Here is a 19,129-nt window from a genome sequence, read left to right as displayed (position 1 = left end):
ATGACAATTCATAGGAGGCAACTTGGCTCAATTAAAACGGGCAGATGCACGGGTGCATCCGCCCGCAGGTGGAGAATGTGATGAGCATCAGCAGGCGCGGCTAAAACTGATAGGTAAACCGGATCACTCCAAAGAGCGAGGTGTCGTCGGTTGAGATAACCGGGTCGGTAAGGGCCTGCACGCCGATGCCGAGTTCGGTGGCAAAGTGATCGCCATGCAGGCGCAGCGCATTGGCCGACTGCAGATACGCACCTGTTGATTCGATGAACTGCGTACTGGAGTCGCCGTCGGGGGTACGCACCTGAGCCAACACTCGGTCGGTGTACCCGCCGTGGACTTCGGACTCAGAGATGAAGCGCATCCACGACAGGAGTTGCAGTTCTGCCCCCACCTTCAGGTAAGCGCTGTCAAGATACGAGCCGCCCAGGTCTGACGCGGTGGTGGAGACGTGAAGTCCGACTCCACCCGTGAGCGCCCCGCGTGATCCGGCCACTGTGGCCAGCACTTCGGGCTGCCAGTGGGCATCCCAGCTTTCGTCGAGAATAAGAGCATCGCTCGTAGCAAGGACGCGTGAGCGGGTGCCAATTCCATACTGGCGCCCGCGTACCATACTCAGTCGGCTTCCTACGGCGACGTGCAGCTCGTCGCGCTGCCAGATCTGGGCAATGGGGTCGATGTAGAACAGTTTCGGATTGAGTTCGGGGATGAACTGGCCACCGATCTCGACGCCCAGCCAGTCCGTGATACCGTATCCAAGCTGCGGGACGACAATGCTGGAGAGCGAGACATAGACTTCGTCGGCACCCAGCGGACGGGCGGTGTTGGAAAAAACGAGGCGAGAGGCGTGTGGGTCTTCGTCGATAGCGTCCTCTGCAGTGTCGCTTGAAGAAGACGTTTGCGCAGATGCCGAGAGCGGCATCAGTAGAATTGCGCTGAGGGCGACAGCGGCAAGTGAGGCAACGAATCGGGGACGGATTCGGAGGGACAGCATCACAGTGTAACGGCTTTAAACGAATAGGATATGCGATCACTACATAAAGACGCAGCTATATCTGTAATGGTAACAGACAGGAACCTTATACCTTCTGCTACTCGGCGTCTGCGGAGGTGCGTTACGTGCGCCGAGCGTTGTCACGAATAGCCATACTACTTGCAAAGCCGAGGGCCTGCTGAATGAGATGGGACAAGCATCGTTCGCCCATTGGCAGCCATATCGCTTCCCTCAATCAAACAGCGACGGCGCGTACTCGCGGCGCTTGAGCTCTTCGATGAGCTTGCGGTTGGCGCGGGGAAAGGCGTAGTCGGCCAGTTCGTCGACGGTGACCCATTGCATAGGCTGGTCGATTTCGGGTGTGGGCGTGCCGTCCACAATGCGACACGGATAGGCGTGTAGCGTGATTTTGAAGTGCGAGTAGGCGTGCTTCAGCGTATAGAAGAGGGCGTCGGTCTCCACCGTGATGCCCAGTTCCTCCTGCAGTTCGCGTCGGCACGCGGCATCGGGGGATTCGCCCTCCTCGCACTTTCCGCCCGGAAACTCCCACAAGCCGCCCAGCATGGCGTCGTCGGGGCGGCGCTGGATGAGCAGGCGGCCTGCTTCGTCGAACACGAGCCCCACGGCAATGTCGTGGTGCGGAATGGGCTTGCTCTCGGGCGTGACGGGGTAGCGCTCAGGATGGCCCGCGTCTGCGGCTTCGCACACCGGTTCCAGCACGCATTCGCCACACGCCGGATTGCGCGGCGTGCAGACCGTAGCGCCCAGTTCCATGAGCGCCTGATTCGCGTTGCCGGGTTCGTCAGGGTCAACCAGTGCATCCGCCAGGGCTTGCAGGCGGCGGCGCGTGGCGCTGCGGGTCGAGTCCTCTTCGATCGCGAAAACGCGCGTTAGAACGCGAATCACGTTGCCATCGAGCACGCCATGGGCCTTCCCGAAGGCAATTGACGCGACCGCCGCCGCGGTGTACGGACCGATGCCTTTGAGCGATTTGAGTCCGTCGTACGTGCTGGGCACCGTGCCGCCGTGCTCGCGCACGACGGTCTGTGCGGCCTCGTGCAGATAGCGAGCGCGCGAGTAGTAGCCCAGGCCCTCCCACTGTTGCAGCACCGCATCGCGCTCGGCCTCGGCCAGGTCGTGCACGGTCGGAAAGGCGTCGGTGAAGCGCTGGTAGTATGGCTCTGCCTGATCCACGCGGGTCTGCTGCAGCATGATCTCCGACACCCAGATGCGATACGGATCGTCGGTGTTACGCCACGGCATCTCGCGCTTCACATCGTGATACCAGTCCAGAAGCGCCGTGCGAAAGCGCGTGCGGTGGGCGTCGGTGATGTCGGGAAGGTCGAGGTCAGCCACTGAGGTAATTTAGGGGGATACAGAGGGACGGCGATACGGTGGGCGTGTAGATGATGCGATAGGTTAGAGCAGACGTACGCAGTTGCGGCTCACGAATGTCATCTCGTCACGAGGCTCGTATCTGTTTAGCGGTCCTCAGGCCACTACGTATCCACCCCTCAGTCGCTGGCGCGACAGCTCCCCTCTCCAGGGGAGCAGGTGGAAGCGGGACTCTTTCGGTTGTCTCTCCCCTCGGCTGAAGGGGGATTAAGAACCTGTTTTGATTTCTTATTTTGGGCTCCGAGCGGCTCCGCTGGGCTGGGGCCGAAGGTCATGCCCCTGGTGCAAATTGCCCCTAATCTACTGGCGTGAGTCGGGCTTCGCCCTCGTTTCGGCCCGTAGCCCCAGTTACGAACCTCGATTGGGGTCCAATTTTCGCCTCAGCGGCCCTCGCTCTCGCCGTCAAACCAAAACCCAAACAGGTTCTAAGGGGGGATGTCTGTGGTGCTTCCAAACTACTCCACCCTCCCACCAAGCGTGTCATGGTGAGCGAATGCCGACGGCAGTCGGCAGAAGCCGAACCATCTCCGACTCAGTTAGCAGGCACCCGGAATGATAGGAGCCACATCGAATCACGCATCCGACGTCAGATACGTAGCGCCGGCTTCCTCGCCCCAGAGTTCCTCCAGACGCGCATCGCGTCCGCAGCCCTGGCGGTAGCGGTTGTAGTGGCCGGGATTCTTCTGGTAGTAGTTCTGGTGGTAGGTTTCGGCTGCGTAGAACGCCTCAAACGGCTGGATGGGCACAACGACCTCATCGTCGAAGCGCTCCTGCACATCGGCCTTGGTGGATGCGGCGAGATCCTGCTGCGTGTCGTCATGCGCAAAGATGGCGGGGCGATAGCTATCGCCGCGGTCGCAGAACTGTCCGCCATCGTCGAGCGGGTCGATGTTGCGCCAGTAGACCTCCAGCAGCGTCTCGTAGTCAACGACCTCGGCATCATAGATGACCTGCACGACCTCGGTGTGCCCGGTACCGCCTCCGGTAACCTGGTCGTAGGAGGGATCCACGACATCGCCGCCGGAGAAGCCGGAGATGGTGGCGGCCACGCCGTCGAGCTTGTCGTACGGCGGCTCCATGCACCAGAAGCATCCGCCCGCGAATGTAGCGGTGTCGGGCTGCGCGAGGGCGCTGATGTCCACATCCGACGTATCAGCGGAGGCGTCGGACTGCGTGGAGGAGGCGTCGGCGCAGCCCAGCAGCAGCGTTGTGCTGGCAAGGAGGAGAGTAAAGAGCAAGGTTCGCATAGGGGGAAACACAGTTGTTGGAAAAGAGCAGGCGTGAACGTCTCCTGCGGCTTCAGACCGCAACCCATCTTACCGCAGCTCCGGCAATGATTCGTCTTCGGGGGCAAAGGCCAGCGCCAGACCGTTGTTGCAGTAGCGGAGTCCGGTGGGGTCGGGGCCGTCTTGAAAGACATGGCCCTGATGGCCGCCGCAGCGGGCGCAGTGGTACTCGGTGCGCACCATGCCCGCGCTCGTGTCGCGCTGCGTGCCCAGGCGTCCGTCAAGGGGCGCCCAGAAGCTGGGCCAGCCGGTGCCGCTTTCGTACTTGGTGGAGGATGGAAACAGCGGCAGGTGGCAGGCCGCGCAGATAAACGTGCCCCGGCGGCTTTCCTCCAGGAGCGGGCTGCTGTAGCGCGGTTCGGTGCCTGCTTCAAAGAGGATGCGATAGGCGTCGTTGCCCACCAGTTCGCGCCATTCGTCGGCGCTGCGGCGGGATTCGCCGACGGTTTCTACAGCGGGATGCACGTGCATGGTATCCGCCTGAATGCCCTCGCTGAAGACGCGAGCATCGGGCGGGGCTGGGGCAACCTGGAGCGTGTCGGAAGCTGCGACGGAGCCGGGGGCCGACTGGCCGTTCTGGCATCCAATAAGCACGCTTGGCGCGGCAAGGGCAGCGGCGAGGCCTTTCAAGAAGGTGGCGCGATTCATAGGTGGCATCGGGACTGTGAAAGATGCGAGCGATGAACAGGGCGACGCTATCCGTTGGTGTCCACCTGAACCTGTACCACAAGCGTATCGGTGGGAGATTCGGTAGCGGGTACCAGCACCAGGTTGTAGGTGCCGGGATCGGCGTTGGCGGCGGGCCAGACCAGGGAGCGGCGAGCTACGCCACTGAACGGCGGCCCCTCCACCAGACGGTAGCGCTCCACCGTAGTCTCGCCCACGGTTTCGGGCAGCATGGTGGTGAGCACCTCGCCTGTTGCAAGGGACACACGCATGGTGTCGGCGGGCGCAACACCCGGCGAGGGCGAAGGTTGGATGCCGTACGACATCGCACCGAGGAGCGCCATCCAGCACGAAAACGCAGCAACAGCAGTACGCACAGGCACATAGCGTGGGTGGACAAAGATGTTCAGCATCATATACCGATGCATACGAGTTGGGTTGCTCTGCGTGGCCGGGTGCGCCGCAACGATGTCGTTGGCCATGGGGCAAGAGGTGGGCCGTTCGGGGGATGCGGAGGCAGAACGCTGGACGGTGGTGGTTGAGGGCACCACCGAGGCGTGGCCCAATCGTGTGGAGCCGCCTCCATCCGATTCGGTGCGCGCTGCCGCCCGGGCCCTCACGCACCACTACCAACGGCAGGGCTACCTGCAGGCGACCGTCGATTCGGCAACTGTGCACCCGAACGCGCCGCCCTACGCTACTTTCTACGTGACGCGTGGTCCGCAGACCACCGTCGATGCCGTTCAGTTTACCGGCCACGAGGCGCTCTCGGAGGCGGCTCTCCGCCGCGCCATGCAGCTTCGTGCAGGCAAGCCGCTCAACCAGTACGTGCTTGACACCGACCTGCGCGCGCTCCGTGAGGCGTATCGGGCGGAGGGCTATCCGCTCGCTACGGTGCACGTAGACGCACTCGACCCGACAGGTGACCGTGCTGTTGCTGTGACCCTGGCCATCGACGAGGGGCCGCAGCTCTGGCTGAAGGCGGTCGAACTCGACGGCGCCGAGCGTACGAATCCCGCTTACGTGGCGCGGGCAGCGGGGCTTACGTACGAGGCGCCGCTTCGCAACTACGACCCCGAGGCGCTCCGTACTGCGCTCCAGGACACGGGATTGTTTGCGCAGGTTGAGGCGCCCGCTCTACAGGTAGACCCCGACGGCGGGGCCACGCTCACGTTTGCGCTGGAGGAGCGTCCGCCGGGCGTGTTCGATCTGGTGGTGGGCGTGCTCCCCGACGGCGGCGCGGAGGAGAGCACCTCGTTTGTGGGATCTGGACGGCTGGAGCTGGAGAATCTGTTTGGGGGCGGACGCGAAGCCGACCTTGCGCTCGACCGCCGCCCAGGGCGCTCCAGCACGGTCGATGTGCGGCTGCGCGATCCGTTCGTGTTTGGGCAGGCGCTGGATGCAGAGGTCGTTTTTGCCGGCGAGCAGCGCGATTCGTCGTACAGCGCGCGCACCTATCGAGGCAGTCTGGGCTACGAGGTGCGAAGCGACTGGCATTTGCGCGGATCGGTGCGGCGGGCCGTTACGCGTCCGGGGCCGCAGGGGCAAACCCTGCAGGACGGCGCGCAGCGCGTGGCACGCAGCAGCGCCTGGCTGGGCGGGGTGGGGCTGCGCATCGACCAGACCGACCGCCGCCGTGCGCCGCGCCAGGGGCTCCGTGCCGATGTGCTTGTGGAGCAGGGCCGCCAGCAGCGCACGCGCCGCACCGTGATAGAGCGCGATACGCTGCGCACGCAGTCCACCACACAGCAGACCCGCCTCGACGGGCATCTGCGCACCTTTTGGCCGCTGGGCAGGCGGCACACGCTGGTGTTGGGGGCTGAGGCCCGCGCGCTGCTCGCCGACACCTATGACCCGAGCGACCTGTTTCGGCTGGGCGGCTATGAGTCGCTGCGGGGATACGATGAGGATCGTTTCTCAGGGCGCGTGGTGGGACGCGGACTTGCGGAGTATCGCTTGTTTGTGGACCGGAGCTCGTTTGTGTTTGCATTTGCCGAGGTCGGGGGCGTAGACCGGCCCGCCATGGAGGGGCGCTCGGGGGCGCGACGTGCGGGCCAGCGATCGTGGCATCCGAGTGCGGGGATTGGCGCCGAACTCAGCACCGGACTTGGGCGCATCAACATCAGCTATGCGATGAACCCCGACGACGGCAGCCCCGCCAACGGACGCGTGCATGTGGGGCTGGCGGTGGCGTTGTAGGGGGAAGAGCGTGCCAGGGATGAAAGTAGTCTGAAGCTACGAGTTTGCTGTTGGCAGACCTGGATCATTGCAACAGGATCCGATCGAGTGAACGAACCGGGTCGCAGAGGGCCTGGCTGAACGCCAATGAGATGCGTTTACTTCGCCCCAAGAAAGAACTCAATCACGAATGCTGTAGACGACAGTGATTGGTCCTCCATACTCAGGGTCTTCTGCGATGCCATACGCCCGGTTTCCACGGATTGCTTCCAGCGTCACTTGATCGGGCAGCATGCCTTCAGCAACAATATCCCCGTTCTCGGTGCATTGTACCCACCGGTTCGGCGTGTCGGGTGGGGTTCGCAGGCCAATCCAGATGTATCCCTGGTCGTCTACGAACATGCTAACAACAGAGGGCCAGGTGTCGGGAATTGCCTCTCGGAGCGCCGAGCGATAGATATCTCCAACTACCCCCTCTTCTTGAATAGCATCAACAGCCCGATCGACATCGTCTGAGGTCACTGGGGGCGCGTCATGAGCAAGTGAAAACTGCCCCACTTGTTGGAGCGACGCATCGTAGATGGTAACCCGCGGTTCGCCAGTCCACAGGCGATAAAAGCGTTCAGCATGGACGGCGTACTTATTCTCGCGTCCAAACGGATGGTCACCGACAAAAACGATGCCCCGTTCACGTGACAGGACAACCTCGTCCGTCTCCCAGGTCTGTACAGAATCCTGCTCCATGGCTCCATCGGAACCATGAAGGGCAACTACCACCTGCCGATCGTCATCTCTTTCCGCATCGTCAGCACGGTATGCCATTTGATCTGTTGTGATGATCCGATTGGGCGTCAATCGTATAGCTGCGTCAAATGATCCGGTGTATTCCAGGCGAGTAACACGATCCGGGCTTTCATCTTCGGCAGGCCAGTAGGTAAGACGCCGGTTGGAGCTATCGGAGATTAGAAGCGTATCGCCTCCAACAACTTGCAAGGTGCTTATTGCTCCAAACTCGCCCGGTCCTTGCCCTTCTCCTCCGAACTCTCGGACAAATGTACCATCGTGCTGCTCCATCTGAACGATAATCTCGTTTGATGCATCCGCTACGTAAATGGAGTTGCTGCTATCCACCGCTACGTGGGGGAGTAGATTCCATGCGTTACCCAGCGGAGCATCTACAACGCGATTTACCTCCTCAAAGTCTATCTGTGCAACGGATGGATCCTGGGCCTGGCTGCAGGGGATGAGACCTACCAGAATGAATGTCAATACAACTGCGTTTTTGAATATCATTGTACATATAATATTTGCTTTGCCAAAAAAGGGAAAGGCAAGAAGCGATGTAACTTCTTACCTTTCCCATTTACCGTTCAGGTTCTTTAAGGCTGCTCACAACTCACGAATTGCATCGCAAGGGCCCGCCATACAACTATCTTCTGAAGCTGAGCAGCATTCCCCCTCGCAGGTATCGCCAGAATCGGTTTCGCACTCAGCGTTTACCTTAATGACCGCCGAGGAATCGACATTCCATGAATTGGCAGGAGATGTTGTCGCGAGTGTCAACCCTCCAACTCCAATAACCAAGATACAAATTACGTTTAGAAATAGGCGCTTCATGTGAGTCACCTTTGTTTGATATAAGAATATAACGTGCAGTTCTATACTATCCGGCAGATTCGAAAAAAAAGATCTTGATGTTAAATAAATGTTAAGTAGTTAACGATGGGGAGCGTGCTTGTAGATAGCAATCAGGGTGAAGGTACGGCTTGTATCGCCTGGAACACAAAGAGAAGTTCTTCGCCTCGACCAACCACATCAGCACCTCGGCTCTGCGAATCCTTGATGGGAAGGGCGCGCTGCCTTTGCCTCCGCTTGACGCTTACCCGGCGTGATGCCGATACTTGGGGGTGGGCAAGACGCTATGTGCTTGCGTGCTGCCACCGTATCCGCTATCCATTCCTGCTATCCCCAAAGACCAATGTCAAATCCATTTCGTGTAGGCGTACTCACCGGCGGGGGCGACTGCCCCGGACTCAATGCTGTTATTCGTGCTGTGACCAAGAGCCTGCTGTCGCAGTGCAACGCTGAAGTTGTAGGGATTCGCGAGGGCTTTCGCGGACTCATTGAGGGGGATACGGAGCTCCTCGAATCGCCCGATGTAAGTGGCATCCTGACCCGTGGCGGCACCATTCTGGGCGCGAGCAACAAGGCGAATCCGTTCGACTACTACGCCAGCGGCGGAGCCGACGTGTCGGCGCGCACCTTGAAAACGTACGAGCGCCTCAACCTGGATGCGCTCGTGGCCATTGGCGGCGATGGCACGATGTCGATTGCGCACCGTCTGCAGAAGCTGGGCATGAACATCGTCGGCGTGCCCAAAACCATTGACAACGACCTGATGGGCACCGACCGGACGTTTGGCTTCGACACGGCGGTGCATGTGGCTACGGAGGCGATGGACCGCATCCACACGACGGCACAGAGTCACCACCGGGTGATGATTGTGGAGACGATGGGTCGCTACGCCGGGTGGATTGCGTTGCATGCGGGCGTGGCCAGCGGGGCCGACATCATTCTGATTCCGGAGCTGCCCTACAACGTAGACGAGGTCATTCGCGTCTGCCAGGAACGCGAGGAAGGCGGGCGGCAGTTTACGATCATCTCGATTGCGGAAGGAGCCAAGCCCGAAGGCGGCTCCTTTACGGTGAGTCAGCGCGTAGAAGAGAGCCACGATCCACTGCGTCTGGGCGGCGTAGGCAAGGCGCTGGCTGAGCAGATTAAGCCGCACATTGAGAGCGAAGTGCGCACCACCATTCTGGGCCACATGCAACGCGGCGGCACGCCCACGGCCTACGACCGTACGTTGTCTACGGCCTTCGGAGCCCATGCAGCTGAGCTGGTGGCGGAGGGCACCTTTGGCGTGATGGTGGCGCGCCAGGAGGGCCGCTTTACGCAGATTCCGCTCGAAGAGGTAGCCGACGAAACGCGCACCGTGCCGCGCAACGCCCCGCTCATTGCCGCAGGGGTGGCCATGGACACCTCGTTCGGCGTTACTGACCTGGACGTGTGCATGCAGGATGCGTCGATCATGCCGTGACCGGGCATTACTGCTTTTTGAGACGCCCGGGTCGGACGTGCTTTGAGATACCCGGGTCGGACGCGTTCTGAGACGCCCGGGTCGGACGTCTCTACGGTTTTTTTGATCATATGCTTTGTTTCGACTATGGATGTTTTTCTGACGGGTGCTAACGGATTTGTGGGATCGTACGTGCTTCAGGCGCTGCTCCAGCACGACCACGCGGTAACGTGTCTATTGCGCGATCCCGCGGCTCCGCTGGCGGTCGATGACGACCGCGTAACACGCGTTGCGGGCGATGTGACGGATCCGGCCTCGCTTCAGGGCGCGCTCGACGGCTGCGACGCGATGATTCATCTGGTGGGCATCATTGATGAGCAGCCGGGCAAAGGGGTCACGTTTGAGCGCATCCATACGGAGGGCACGCGCCATGTTGTGGAGGCGGCGCAGACTGCAGGCATCGGCACGTTCATCCATATGAGCGCGAACGGCGCTGCACCCGAGGGCACCGGCTACCAGACCAGCAAGTGGAACGCCGAGCTCATTGTGAGCGATGCGGCGTTCAAGCACTGGTGCATCATGCGGCCGTCGATTGTGTTTGGGGATCCGGGGCCGCACAACATCGAGTTTGCCTCGCGCCTGGTCGACGACCTGATCCGTCCGTTTCCGGTGTTACCCGTCTTCGGTGATGGGCAGTATCAACTGCAGCCCGTGGCCGTGCAGGCGGTGGCTGAGGGCTTCGCGCAAGCGTTGACCACTGAATCTGCTCACGGGCAGACCTTCATGGTCGGCGGACCCGATAAGCTGGCGTACACCGAGATTCTGGATCGCATTGCCAAAGGCTGGGGCCACGATCCCAAACCGAAAGCACACGTACCGCTTGCGCTGGCCAAGCTGGGCGTGAACACCGTGGGCAAGCTGGGCCTGCTTCCGATTTCGCCGGCACAGTTTGCGATGCTCATTGGGGGCAATACCGGCCACGCAGAACCCTTCAACGAGACGTTCGACGTGTCGCACCGCCCATTCACCCCGCGCTCGCTGCGGTACCTGCGGGGGCGGTGAAATTAGAACGGTAGCTGAGTTCCCTTGTATCACACCCAAACGGTCGAACGACGCACAATACATTATGCCTCATACGACTTTGCCCCCCGACCGCGACGAGCTACTGGCTGTTTGGGAGCAGCTTTCTCCGGCGGAGAAGCGCTCTGTTGTCGACTTCGCCACGTTCTTGCGGAAGCAATCGTCCGCTGCATCCGAGGAGATGCCCCATCAGTCCCGCGCAAATGCTGCACAGCGTGTCCGCGATGCACTCTCGGATATGCCAGGGACGCTCTCGGATGCCATTCGTACCGAGCGAAGCGAGCGGGTGTAGTGCTGTGTCACACGTCAATCTTCGGGTGGCCCCCGTTTTTCTGTTGTCATTTTGAGCGTAGCGGCTCCGTTTAGGAGACGCGGAGTCGAAAAATCTCCCTCGGAATGGGCAGGGCTGTTGGTTCGCCCGTAGCTGCTGAATGCCAAGGAGATGGTTCGACTCTCGGCTCCTTCGTCGCCTTCCGCTCACCATGACAGGCTTCGTGAGGGCTGATTGCAAGGCAACTATCAAGATGGGGGTTGACAGAGAAGTAGTGCTACGTCACACCTGATTGTTTGGGGCGTTTGAGCGCACGGAATCTCTCCCCCTCCTCTGAGGGGGACTTCATGGGAGCGCCCTATGGGTCCTTCCTCCCCGGTATCGGTTTAGCTCACTCGTCGCATGGCACAAAAAGCATGACCTTCGGCCCCTCTGCCGTGCGACGCACATTTTAATAGGGGCTCTGCCCCATCCAGCAACGTGTTTCCCGAACCTTTTCGGCTATTCTGACTTCCTCAAACAACCTCATTGACCCATGCCAACCATTCGACGCATCGCCCAGTCGCTGGAACAGTGGGCACCGCCCGCATCTGCGCAGAATTACGACAATGTCGGTTTACAGGTCGGTCGGGCAGATGCGGAGGTCCGGCGCGCGGTACTCGCGCTCGATCTGACCCACGAAGTGCTTAACGAGGCCATTGAGGCCGGTGCTGAACTGATTGTAACGCATCACCCGCTCATCTTCCAGCCGCTCAAGCAGATCACCGGCAGCGGATATGCCAACAACCTGGCGCTGCGCCTGGCGGAGTCCGGCATTGCGCTTTACAGCATCCACACCAATCTCGATGCGGCGCCCGGCGGGGTCTCGTTTGCGCTGGCCGAGCGCCTGGGTGTGTCCGAGCCCACGTTTCTTGCACTGATGGACGACGCCGCGTGCAAGCTCGTCACCTTCGTGCCCGAAGATCACGCCGAAGCCGTCCACATGGCGATGGCCGACGCGGGGGGCGGACGCATTGGCAACTACGACGCCTGTGCGTTCCGAACCCACGGCACCGGCACGTTTCGTCCAGGCACAGACACCGATCCGCACATTGGCACCGCAGGCGGCGAGCTGGAGACCGTCGAGGAGATCCGCCTGGAGATGGAGGTCACGCAGTGGGCCCTGCCCGCCGTACGGGCGGCGATGCATGAGGCCCATCCCTACGAAGAAGTAGCTCACGATGTGTATCCGCTCAACCAATCCACCACACAGGCCGGGATGGGCGCTATCGGCATGCTCGATGAGGTGATGCCGCTCTCGGCGTTCTTAGCCCGCGTATCCCGTCAGTTGGATGCGGAAAGCCTGCGCTACGCCGGAACCCCCGATGCGCCCGTGGAGCGCGTTGCCGTGTGCGGCGGGGCGGGGAGCAGCCTTGTAGGCGCCGCTCAAGGTGCGGGCGCGGATGCATACGTGACGGCTGATGTGAAGTATCACGACTTCTTCCGCGTGCTGGGCGCCGACACGGGGACCCCGCAGATGGCATTCATCGACGCGGGGCATTACGAAACGGAGGCCCTCACCGAAGACCTCCTGCGCAACTGGCTCGCTGAGCGCTTTCCGTCCATCACCTGGCAGCGCACCAGCCACCGCACCAGCCCGATGCGCACGTTTGTGGACGACGCAGGGTGAGCGGCCACACGCCCACATATTATTGTAGGGACACGGCGCGCCGTGTCCCTACCCCTTCCTTTGGTAAGCATCCTCCGTCGTGCGGCTTCATCCCCGCCGTCCCAGCGTGAGGGCGAGCGTGCGGCGAGTGCCGTCGCGTTCAATAGTGAAGCGGAGTTCGTCGCCAGGACGGAAGTCGAAGATACGCGCGGCATAATCATCGCGGCTGTCGATGCGGGTGCCTTCCACCGCCAGAATCACGTCGTAGGCGCGGAACCCTGCAGCATCGGCAGGGGAGCCGGGATCGGTGTCGCGCACCACCAGGCCGCGGACCTCCGAGAGGCCCAGCGCTCGTGCGATGCGCGCATCCACCTCAACCAGGTCGAGTCCGGTGTAGTGCGAGCGATCCACGGAGCCGTTCGTGCGCAACTCCTCCAGAATCTCAACCGCACGCGGGGCCGGGACGGCAAAGCCGATGCCGACGGAGCCGCCGGAGTCGGAGTAAATCGCGGTGTTCACGCCAATCACCTCTCCCAGCGCATTGACGAGCGGTCCGCCCGAGTTCCCACGGTTGATCGCGGCATCCGTCTGAATCATGTTGCGGTAGAGGCGCCCGTCGCGTTGCGACTGCAGGTTGCGGTTGCTGGCGCTGACCACGCCTACGGTAACCGATGGCTCGGCGGCTTCAAACAGACCGAACGGGTTGCCCAGCGCAATCACCCACTCGCCCGGGATGGGTTCGCTGTCGGTGTCGAATGTGAGATGCGGGAGGCGGTCGGCCTTAATCTTGAGCAGTGCCAGATCGGTGAGGCGATCGCTGCCTACGAGTTCGGCGGCGTAGGTTTCGCCGTCGGGGAAGTAGACCTTGATGTCGCGCGCGTTGCTTACCACATGCTCGTTCGTCACGATGTAGCCATCGGACGACATAACAAAGCCAGAGCCCATGCTGCGCGCCTCGCGGTACTGCGGGCGCTGCATGAAGTGGCGGAAGAACGGGTCGTTCGCAAACGGATCACGCACGCGCTGCACCTTGCGCACTCCGATGCTTACCACCGCAGGCGTAGCGGCCTCCACCGCCTGGGTGACGGCGTTCTGGCGCGAGGCTTCGATGGTGGTGTCGGCAGCAGCCGACGGCATCGAAACAGCCTGTGCATTAGACGAGCCTGTAGGGGCTGACGCCGAGGTATCGGGGGGAGCATCGCCCCCGCATCCCCCTGTACTTGTAGCCACAGGCCCCAGCAGGGCGATGCTACACGCACACGTCAGAATCCAGCGAGACCATTGCATGCCTGAGGTGGGAAGGCTGATGAGCACAGCGGGAATCGTGTGTTATGCCAGGTGACCAGCGGCTTCTTTGAGGGCAGTGGTGTGATCAAGCTGCTCCCACGAAAACTCGTTGCGCCCAAAGTGGCCGTAGGTGGAGGTGCGCCGGTACTGCGGCTTGAGCAGTTCCAGCCGGTCGATGATGGCGGTGGGCGACAGGGCGAATGTCTCGCGCACCGCATCGCGCAGACGCACATCCGGAATAACACCGGTGCCGTTCGTGTCGATGTTGATGGAGAGCGGTTCGGCCACGCCAATCGCGTAGGCAATCTGCACAAGCGCCTCGTCGGCCAGGCCCGCGCCTACGATGTTCTTGGCCACGTGACGCGCGGCATAGGCAGCGCTGCGGTCCACTTTCGAGGGATCTTTGCCACTGAAGGCCCCGCCGCCGTGGCCGCCCTTGCCGCCATACGTATCCACAATGATCTTGCGTCCGGTCAGGCCCGCATCGCCGTGGGGGCCGCCAATCACGAAGCGTCCGGTGGGGTTCACGTGCAGCACCAGGTCGTCGTCGATGAGCTCCTCGTAGCGCTCGCCAAAGGCGCGAGGCAGCAGGATGTTGCGCACATCGTCTTTGATGCGCTTCTGGTTGATGCCTTCGTCGTGCTGCGTAGAGACGACTACGGTGTCGATGCGGCGCGGCGTAACGCGGTCATCTTCGTATTCGACGGTGACCTGGCTCTTGCTGTCGGGGCGCAGGTAGCTCATCTGGTCGGTTTGCTTACGGATGTGCGCCAGCTCCTTCATGAGCCGATGCGCATACGTAATGGCCATGGGCATGAGCGTTTCCGTCTCCTGGCAGGCATATCCAAACATAAGGCCCTGGTCGCCTGCGCCCTGCTCTTCTTTGCCATCGACGCCGAGGCTGATGTCGCTGCTCTGCTCGTGGATGCTGCTCAGTACGCCGCACGATTCGGCATCGAAGCGCAGGCGCGGGTCCGTGTAGCCGATGTCGCGGATCACGTCGCGCGCAGTTTCGCGCACGTCAACGTAGGATTCGGTCGTCACCTCGCCTGCGAGTACCACCAGACCGGTGGTGACCATCGTTTCGACGGCCACGCGGCTGTGCGGGTCGTCGGCAAGAAGCGAGTCAAGAACAGCATCAGAGATCTGGTCGGCCACTTTGTCGGGGTGCCCCTCGGACACCGACTCAGACGTGAACAGGTAAGCCATAAGGTAAAGCGCGTACAGAGGAAATCAGAACGAAGGAAGCGGCTCCGCCGCAGGGGACGCAGACCGCGAATCGCATCGTGAACGAGCGTTGCGGCACAGGGTTCGCCGCGGCGCAAGATACCGCTTCCGTGGGTCTGATACGAAGGGCAGGCCCTACTCCTCCAGATCAAAGTGCTGCTTCACGCTGCTGTAGTCCGACCATTCCACGCCTGCAGTGGTGGCGGCGCGTCCATCGGCAACCACGATCTTGACGGTGCGTGTGCGGGCAAAGTCGAGCGCAAACGGGGCCGAGGCTTCGTAGAAAAGCTGCACCAGCCCCACGTTCCAGGCGTAGCCCAGCGTGAGCGTGTAATCGACCGCGTTGATGTCGGGCGATTCGTCGCCAAAGGTGTAGGGCATGGCCGTCCACGTATCGTTGTCGGCCAGGTAGTAGGCCTGCACGAAGCCGTTGTTGTTGACGCTCTCGGTGATCTCGGGGAAGTCGTAGTTCTGGAAGAGCACGAGCCCAGCCTCTCCTTCGGTGGCGGCGTCGACATCGAACTCGACCTCAAACGTTTCAACGAGCGCGCCTGCGGGACCTCGTGGTCCCTGTGGACCTTGCGGCCCCTGCGGACCGGTGGGGCCTTCGCATCCAACAAGCACAACAGCCAGGAGCACGGGGGCAAGCAGTAGGCGGAGGGTAGACATAAGAGCGTGTGAGTTAGAGAGAAGAGAACACAAACGCCCGGCATCAGACCGGTACATCTATGCAGACGCACAGACCAGCGGATTCGTCACGACATGCACAACTGCACAGCGGCAACGTCGCACAAGATGGTTCGTTGAGATACCCAGCGTAGCCTTCGCATCCACCTGTACGTGCCCGTGTCGCTATCGAACCAGCAGCGCTTCAAGATTTTCTCGGATCCGGTACACGGGTTTATCTCGGTGCCCAAGAATCTGCTCATGGCGCTGATTCAGACCCCCGAGGTGCAGCGGCTGCGGCGCATCCGGCAGCTTGGGGTGGGCCACCTGGTGTTTCCAGGCGCCGAGCACACGCGCTTTAACCACGCGCTGGGGGCGCTGGCGCTGATGCACGACGCGCTCACGAGCCTGTCGAACAAGGGCACGCCGATTTCGCCCGAGGAGCACACCGCGGCGCTGGCGGCAGCGCTCTTGCACGACGTGGGCCACGGCGCGTTTTCGCATACGCTGGAGCACGAACTCATCCAGGACTTTCACCACGAAGCCATGAGCCGCGTGCTTCTTGTGCACCTCAACAACCGGTTCGACGGGGCCCTCGACGACGCCATCGCCATCTTCGACGGCACGTACGAGCGTCCGTGGATGCACCAGCTTGTGTCGAGTCAGCTGGATATGGATCGCCTCGACTACCTGCGGCGCGATGCCTTTTACACCGGCGTGGCCGAGGGCGAGGTGGGCGTGCAGCGCCTCATCAAAACGCTGCGGGTGCATCCGCTTGCGGGCGGCCCAGATGCGCGCCTTACGGTAGAGGGCAAAGGCATCTACGCTGTGGAAAACTTCCTCATCTCGCGCCGCCTGATGTACTGGCAGGTGTATCTGCACAAGACCGTGCTGGCGGGCGACCGCGTGCTGCATGCGGCCTTGCGACGGGCCCGCCGGCACCTGCGGGCGGGGTCGGAGGTGGCCCGCACCATTCGTCAGGGCAGCCGCAGCCTCTGCTTCTTTCTGGAGCACGCCATCACCGCTGACCAGCTGGATACCGAAGCGGTGCGCACGCACTACTGCCAGCTCGACGACACCGATGTGCTCTTTAGCCTGAAGCAGTGGATGCAGGCCGAAGACCCGGTGCTGGCCGACCTGGCGCGGCGCTTCATCAACCGCGACTTCTTCCGGGTCACGTTCTTGGGGGATGCGCCAGGCACTGCCCAGCAGGAGGCCTGGGCAGCCACCGTACGGCGCTGGCTGCTTGACGAGGGCCTGTCTACGCGCGACACGGTCGAAGACGACCTGCCGTTCTACCTGCACGTAGACCGCTCGCGGCACGCGGCCTACGCCACAAACCACGATCCCATCGCGATTCTGGACCGCTCGGGTGCGCTCCGCGAACTCTCAGAGATGGCCGACACCGCCTCCATCGCCGGGCTCGACGACACCGTGGTAAAACCCTACGTGTCGTACCCGAAATCGGCAGGCGTTGTTATTGACGAGGCATCGGGATGAACCGTCTGACTCGGTTGCGGCAGTGCAAACACGCACGTGTCCATCCTTCCACCTTTCCATCCACCATTCCTCTATCCCCCCATTCTTCCATCCTCTCTACAGAACGCCTCTACAATCCAAAATCGCAAATCCAAAATCGGGAATCGCCCCAAACCGAACACAGCCGAAGCCTCGTGAAAGGACTCCGGCTGCGCGGTGTTGCGTTGTCGTAAGCGGTTACGAGCTTAAATCGCGTTGCTACGCGACGCCTTCAGGGCTGGGCCCGGCGGCGGCGATCTCTGCGCCTGCTACATCGGCGTACTGCTCAAAGTGCTCAGCGAAGAGGCCCGTCAGCTTCTGCGCTTGTGCGTCGTAGGCATCGGGGTCGTCCCACGTCTTGCGGGGGATGAGAATCTCGTCGGGCACGCTGGGGCAGCTTGTGGGCACGCTGAACCCGAAGGTGGGGTCGGTCTGCGTATCCGCCTGGGCGAGCGAGCCGTCGTGGATGGCGTCGATGATGCCGCGCGTGTACTTCAGCGGGACACGGTGGCCGGTGCCGTAGGGGCCGCCGGTGATGCCCGTGTTCACGAGCCACACGTCGGCATCGTGGGCGCGGATCTTCTCGGCCAGGAGTTCGGCGTACTTGCTGGGGTGCCACACCAGAAACGCGGCGCCAAAGCATGCGCTGAAGGTGGCCTTGGGCTCGGTGACGCCCATTTCGGTGCCTGCGACCTTGGCCGTGTATCCGCTAATAAAGTGATACATGGCCTGCTCGGGCGTGAGCTTGCTCACCGGGGGCATCACGCCGAACGCGTCGTACGTCAGGAAGATAATGTTGTCGGGGTGGCCACCCGTTGCCGGCGTCTTGACGTTGGGGATGTACTCCAGCGGATACGAGGCGCGCGTATTCTGGGTGATGGAGGTGTCGTCGTAGTCGACGGTACGCGTTTTTTCGTCGTAGACGACGTTTTCCAGCAGCGTGCCGTAGCGGATGGCGTTGTAGATTTCGGGCTCGCTCTCTTCGGTCAGGCCAATGGCCTTGGCGTAGCAGCCGCCCTCAATGTTGAACACGCCGTCGTCGCTCCAGCAGTGCTCATCGTCGCCGATGAGGCGGCGGTTCGCATCGGCAGAGAGCGTGGTTTTGCCGGTGCCACTCAGGCCGAAGAAGAGGGTCACGTCTTCATCGTCCATGCCCTCGTTGGCCGAGCAGTGCATGGAGAGCACATCGCGCTTGGGCATCAGGTAGTGCATGACGGTGAAGACGCCCTTCTTCATCTCGCCGGCGTACTCGGTGCCCAAGATGACCATCTCGTTGTCCTCGAACGAGAGGTCGACGCTCGTCTTCGAGCTCATGTGTTTGGTCTGGCGGTTGGCCGGGAACTCGCCCGCGTTGAAGATCACAAAATCCGGCTCCCCGAAGTCGGCCAGTTCCTCCTCGGTGGGGCGGATGAGCATGTTGTGCATGAACAGCGCGTGGTACGGACGCGAACACACAATGCGCACCTTGAGCCGGTGCGCCGGATCCCACCCGGCAAACCCGTCAATCACGTAGAGCCGCTCGCGGGTGTTGAGGTAGTCTTGCGCGCGCTCGCGATTGATCTCGAAGGTGTGGGCGTCGATCTCCATGTTGATCGGGCCCCACCAGATGTCGTCGGCGCTGTCGGGATGCTCCACGATGCGCTTATCTGCGGGACTGCGCCCGGTCTTTTCGCCAGAGCGGATGGTGAGCGCGCCGCTGTGAGCAATGGCAGCGGTGGGGTCGAGACGGATGGCTTCTTCGTAGAGGCGGGCCGGATCGGCGTTGCGTAAGACAACATCGACGTCGATGCCGTACGCATCCAGCTTGAGGTCAGACATAGCAGTGCGTTGATTGGGAGAG

At 61.9% G+C, this 19,129-nt stretch carries 16 protein-coding genes; 6 read left to right on the top strand and 10 right to left on the bottom strand.

The window, feature by feature from the left end; all coding sequences use genetic code 11:
• Positions 1-100 precede the first annotated feature (100 nt).
• From CRI93_RS12310 to CRI93_RS12290, 5 genes are all read right to left on the bottom strand, one after another.
• A complete protein-coding gene (locus CRI93_RS12310; RefSeq protein ID WP_141491697.1) occupies positions 101-991 on the bottom strand; it encodes a hypothetical protein in 891 nt (296 codons plus the stop codon).
• A 231-nt stretch (positions 992-1,222) separates the two neighbouring features.
• Positions 1,223-2,347: an A/G-specific adenine glycosylase gene (gene mutY, locus CRI93_RS12305; protein ID WP_245850509.1), complete on the bottom strand. Its 1,125-nt coding sequence runs from the start codon at positions 2,345-2,347 to the stop codon at positions 1,223-1,225.
• Between the two features lie 611 nt (positions 2,348-2,958).
• Positions 2,959-3,633, bottom strand: coding sequence for a peptide-methionine (S)-S-oxide reductase MsrA (gene msrA / locus CRI93_RS12300; RefSeq protein WP_098062941.1), 675 nt, complete (start codon positions 3,631-3,633; stop codon positions 2,959-2,961).
• A gap of 69 nt (positions 3,634-3,702) precedes the next feature.
• Positions 3,703-4,320, bottom strand: coding sequence for a peptide-methionine (R)-S-oxide reductase MsrB (msrB, locus tag CRI93_RS12295; RefSeq protein ID WP_098062940.1), 618 nt, complete (start codon positions 4,318-4,320; stop codon positions 3,703-3,705).
• Positions 4,321-4,367: 47 nt separating this feature from the next.
• Positions 4,368-4,820 (bottom strand): hypothetical protein, encoded by a 453-nt coding sequence (locus CRI93_RS12290; protein ID WP_176521858.1) that lies wholly within the window; start codon positions 4,818-4,820, stop codon positions 4,368-4,370.
• Between CRI93_RS12290 and CRI93_RS12285 the strand changes: the two genes are divergently transcribed.
• The gene (locus CRI93_RS12285) at positions 4,807-6,537 is read left to right on the top strand and encodes a BamA/OMP85 family outer membrane protein (RefSeq protein ID WP_176521857.1); all 1,731 of its coding nucleotides are present in this window, start codon (positions 4,807-4,809) and stop codon (positions 6,535-6,537) included. The two genes, CRI93_RS12290 and CRI93_RS12285, sit on opposite strands and share 14 nt — an antisense overlap.
• Before the next feature lie 159 nt (positions 6,538-6,696).
• Here CRI93_RS12285 and CRI93_RS12280 read toward each other — a convergent pair whose 3' ends face one another.
• Positions 6,697-7,809, bottom strand: coding sequence for an NHL repeat-containing protein (locus CRI93_RS12280; RefSeq protein ID WP_176521856.1), 1,113 nt, complete (start codon positions 7,807-7,809; stop codon positions 6,697-6,699).
• Between the two features lie 685 nt (positions 7,810-8,494).
• On the opposite strand from CRI93_RS12280, the gene CRI93_RS12275 reads away from it, so the two are divergent.
• The 4 genes from CRI93_RS12275 (at position 8,495) to CRI93_RS12260 (ending at position 12,612) form a co-directional block, all read left to right on the top strand.
• The gene (locus CRI93_RS12275; RefSeq protein ID WP_098062936.1) at positions 8,495-9,613 is read left to right on the top strand and encodes a 6-phosphofructokinase; all 1,119 of its coding nucleotides are present in this window, start codon (positions 8,495-8,497) and stop codon (positions 9,611-9,613) included.
• A gap of 126 nt (positions 9,614-9,739) precedes the next feature.
• Positions 9,740-10,654 carry an NAD-dependent epimerase/dehydratase family protein gene (locus CRI93_RS12270; protein ID WP_098062935.1) on the top strand — a complete coding sequence of 305 codons (915 nt, stop codon included), beginning with the start codon at positions 9,740-9,742 and terminating at the stop codon, positions 10,652-10,654.
• A 64-nt stretch (positions 10,655-10,718) separates the two neighbouring features.
• Complete coding sequence (locus tag CRI93_RS12265) at positions 10,719-10,964, top strand: hypothetical protein (protein WP_098062934.1); 246 nt, start codon at positions 10,719-10,721, stop codon at positions 10,962-10,964.
• Between the two features lie 514 nt (positions 10,965-11,478).
• Entirely contained in the window at positions 11,479-12,612 is a 1,134-nt protein-coding gene (locus CRI93_RS12260; protein WP_098062933.1) for a Nif3-like dinuclear metal center hexameric protein, read from the top strand.
• Positions 12,613-12,699: 87 nt separating this feature from the next.
• Here CRI93_RS12260 and CRI93_RS12255 read toward each other — a convergent pair whose 3' ends face one another.
• The 3 genes from CRI93_RS12255 to CRI93_RS12245 form a co-directional block, all read right to left on the bottom strand.
• Complete coding sequence (locus tag CRI93_RS12255) at positions 12,700-13,878, bottom strand: S1C family serine protease (protein WP_245850507.1); 1,179 nt, start codon at positions 13,876-13,878, stop codon at positions 12,700-12,702.
• Between the two features lie 42 nt (positions 13,879-13,920).
• Complete coding sequence (metK, locus tag CRI93_RS12250; protein ID WP_098062931.1) at positions 13,921-15,087, bottom strand: methionine adenosyltransferase; 1,167 nt, start codon at positions 15,085-15,087, stop codon at positions 13,921-13,923.
• A gap of 153 nt (positions 15,088-15,240) precedes the next feature.
• Positions 15,241-15,774: a hypothetical protein gene (locus tag CRI93_RS12245; protein WP_098062930.1), complete on the bottom strand. Its 534-nt coding sequence runs from the start codon at positions 15,772-15,774 to the stop codon at positions 15,241-15,243.
• 177 nt (positions 15,775-15,951) lie between these two features.
• Between CRI93_RS12245 and CRI93_RS12240 the strand changes: the two genes are divergently transcribed.
• Entirely contained in the window at positions 15,952-17,271 is a 1,320-nt protein-coding gene (locus CRI93_RS12240) for an HD domain-containing protein (protein WP_245850505.1), read from the top strand.
• 237 nt (positions 17,272-17,508) lie between these two features.
• Here the strand turns inward: CRI93_RS12240 and pckA are convergent, their stop codons facing one another.
• Positions 17,509-19,107, bottom strand: coding sequence for a phosphoenolpyruvate carboxykinase (ATP) (gene pckA, locus CRI93_RS12235; RefSeq protein WP_098062929.1), 1,599 nt, complete (start codon positions 19,105-19,107; stop codon positions 17,509-17,511).
• Positions 19,108-19,129 lie beyond the last annotated feature (22 nt).

The organism is Longimonas halophila (assembly GCF_002554705.1).
Lineage (GTDB): Bacteria > Bacteroidota > Rhodothermia > Rhodothermales > Salinibacteraceae > Longimonas > Longimonas halophila.
The sequence above is the reverse complement of the archived record's forward strand: the minus strand, read 5'-3'. Positions and strand labels throughout refer to the sequence as shown.

Coding starts and splice junctions, on each gene's coding strand:
- CRI93_RS12310 (WP_141491697.1), bottom strand. CDS start 991: ATGCTGTCCCTCCGAATCCGTCCCCGATTCGTTGCCTCACTTGCCGCT.
- CRI93_RS12270 (WP_098062935.1), top strand. CDS start 9,740: ATGGATGTTTTTCTGACGGGTGCTAACGGATTTGTGGGATCGTACGTG.
- CRI93_RS12265 (WP_098062934.1), top strand. CDS start 10,719: ATGCCTCATACGACTTTGCCCCCCGACCGCGACGAGCTACTGGCTGTT.
- msrB (WP_098062940.1), bottom strand. CDS start 4,320: ATGAATCGCGCCACCTTCTTGAAAGGCCTCGCCGCTGCCCTTGCCGCG.
- metK (WP_098062931.1), bottom strand. CDS start 15,087: ATGGCTTACCTGTTCACGTCTGAGTCGGTGTCCGAGGGGCACCCCGAC.
- CRI93_RS12290 (WP_176521858.1), bottom strand. CDS start 4,820: ATGGCCAACGACATCGTTGCGGCGCACCCGGCCACGCAGAGCAACCCA.
- msrA (WP_098062941.1), bottom strand. CDS start 3,633: ATGCGAACCTTGCTCTTTACTCTCCTCCTTGCCAGCACAACGCTGCTG.
- pckA (WP_098062929.1), bottom strand. CDS start 19,107: ATGTCTGACCTCAAGCTGGATGCGTACGGCATCGACGTCGATGTTGTC.
- CRI93_RS12245 (WP_098062930.1), bottom strand. CDS start 15,774: ATGTCTACCCTCCGCCTACTGCTTGCCCCCGTGCTCCTGGCTGTTGTG.
- CRI93_RS12285 (WP_176521857.1), top strand. CDS start 4,807: ATGTCGTTGGCCATGGGGCAAGAGGTGGGCCGTTCGGGGGATGCGGAG.
- CRI93_RS12280 (WP_176521856.1), bottom strand. CDS start 7,809: ATGATATTCAAAAACGCAGTTGTATTGACATTCATTCTGGTAGGTCTC.
- CRI93_RS12275 (WP_098062936.1), top strand. CDS start 8,495: ATGTCAAATCCATTTCGTGTAGGCGTACTCACCGGCGGGGGCGACTGC.
- CRI93_RS12255 (WP_245850507.1), bottom strand. CDS start 13,878: ATGCAATGGTCTCGCTGGATTCTGACGTGTGCGTGTAGCATCGCCCTG.
- CRI93_RS12260 (WP_098062933.1), top strand. CDS start 11,479: ATGCCAACCATTCGACGCATCGCCCAGTCGCTGGAACAGTGGGCACCG.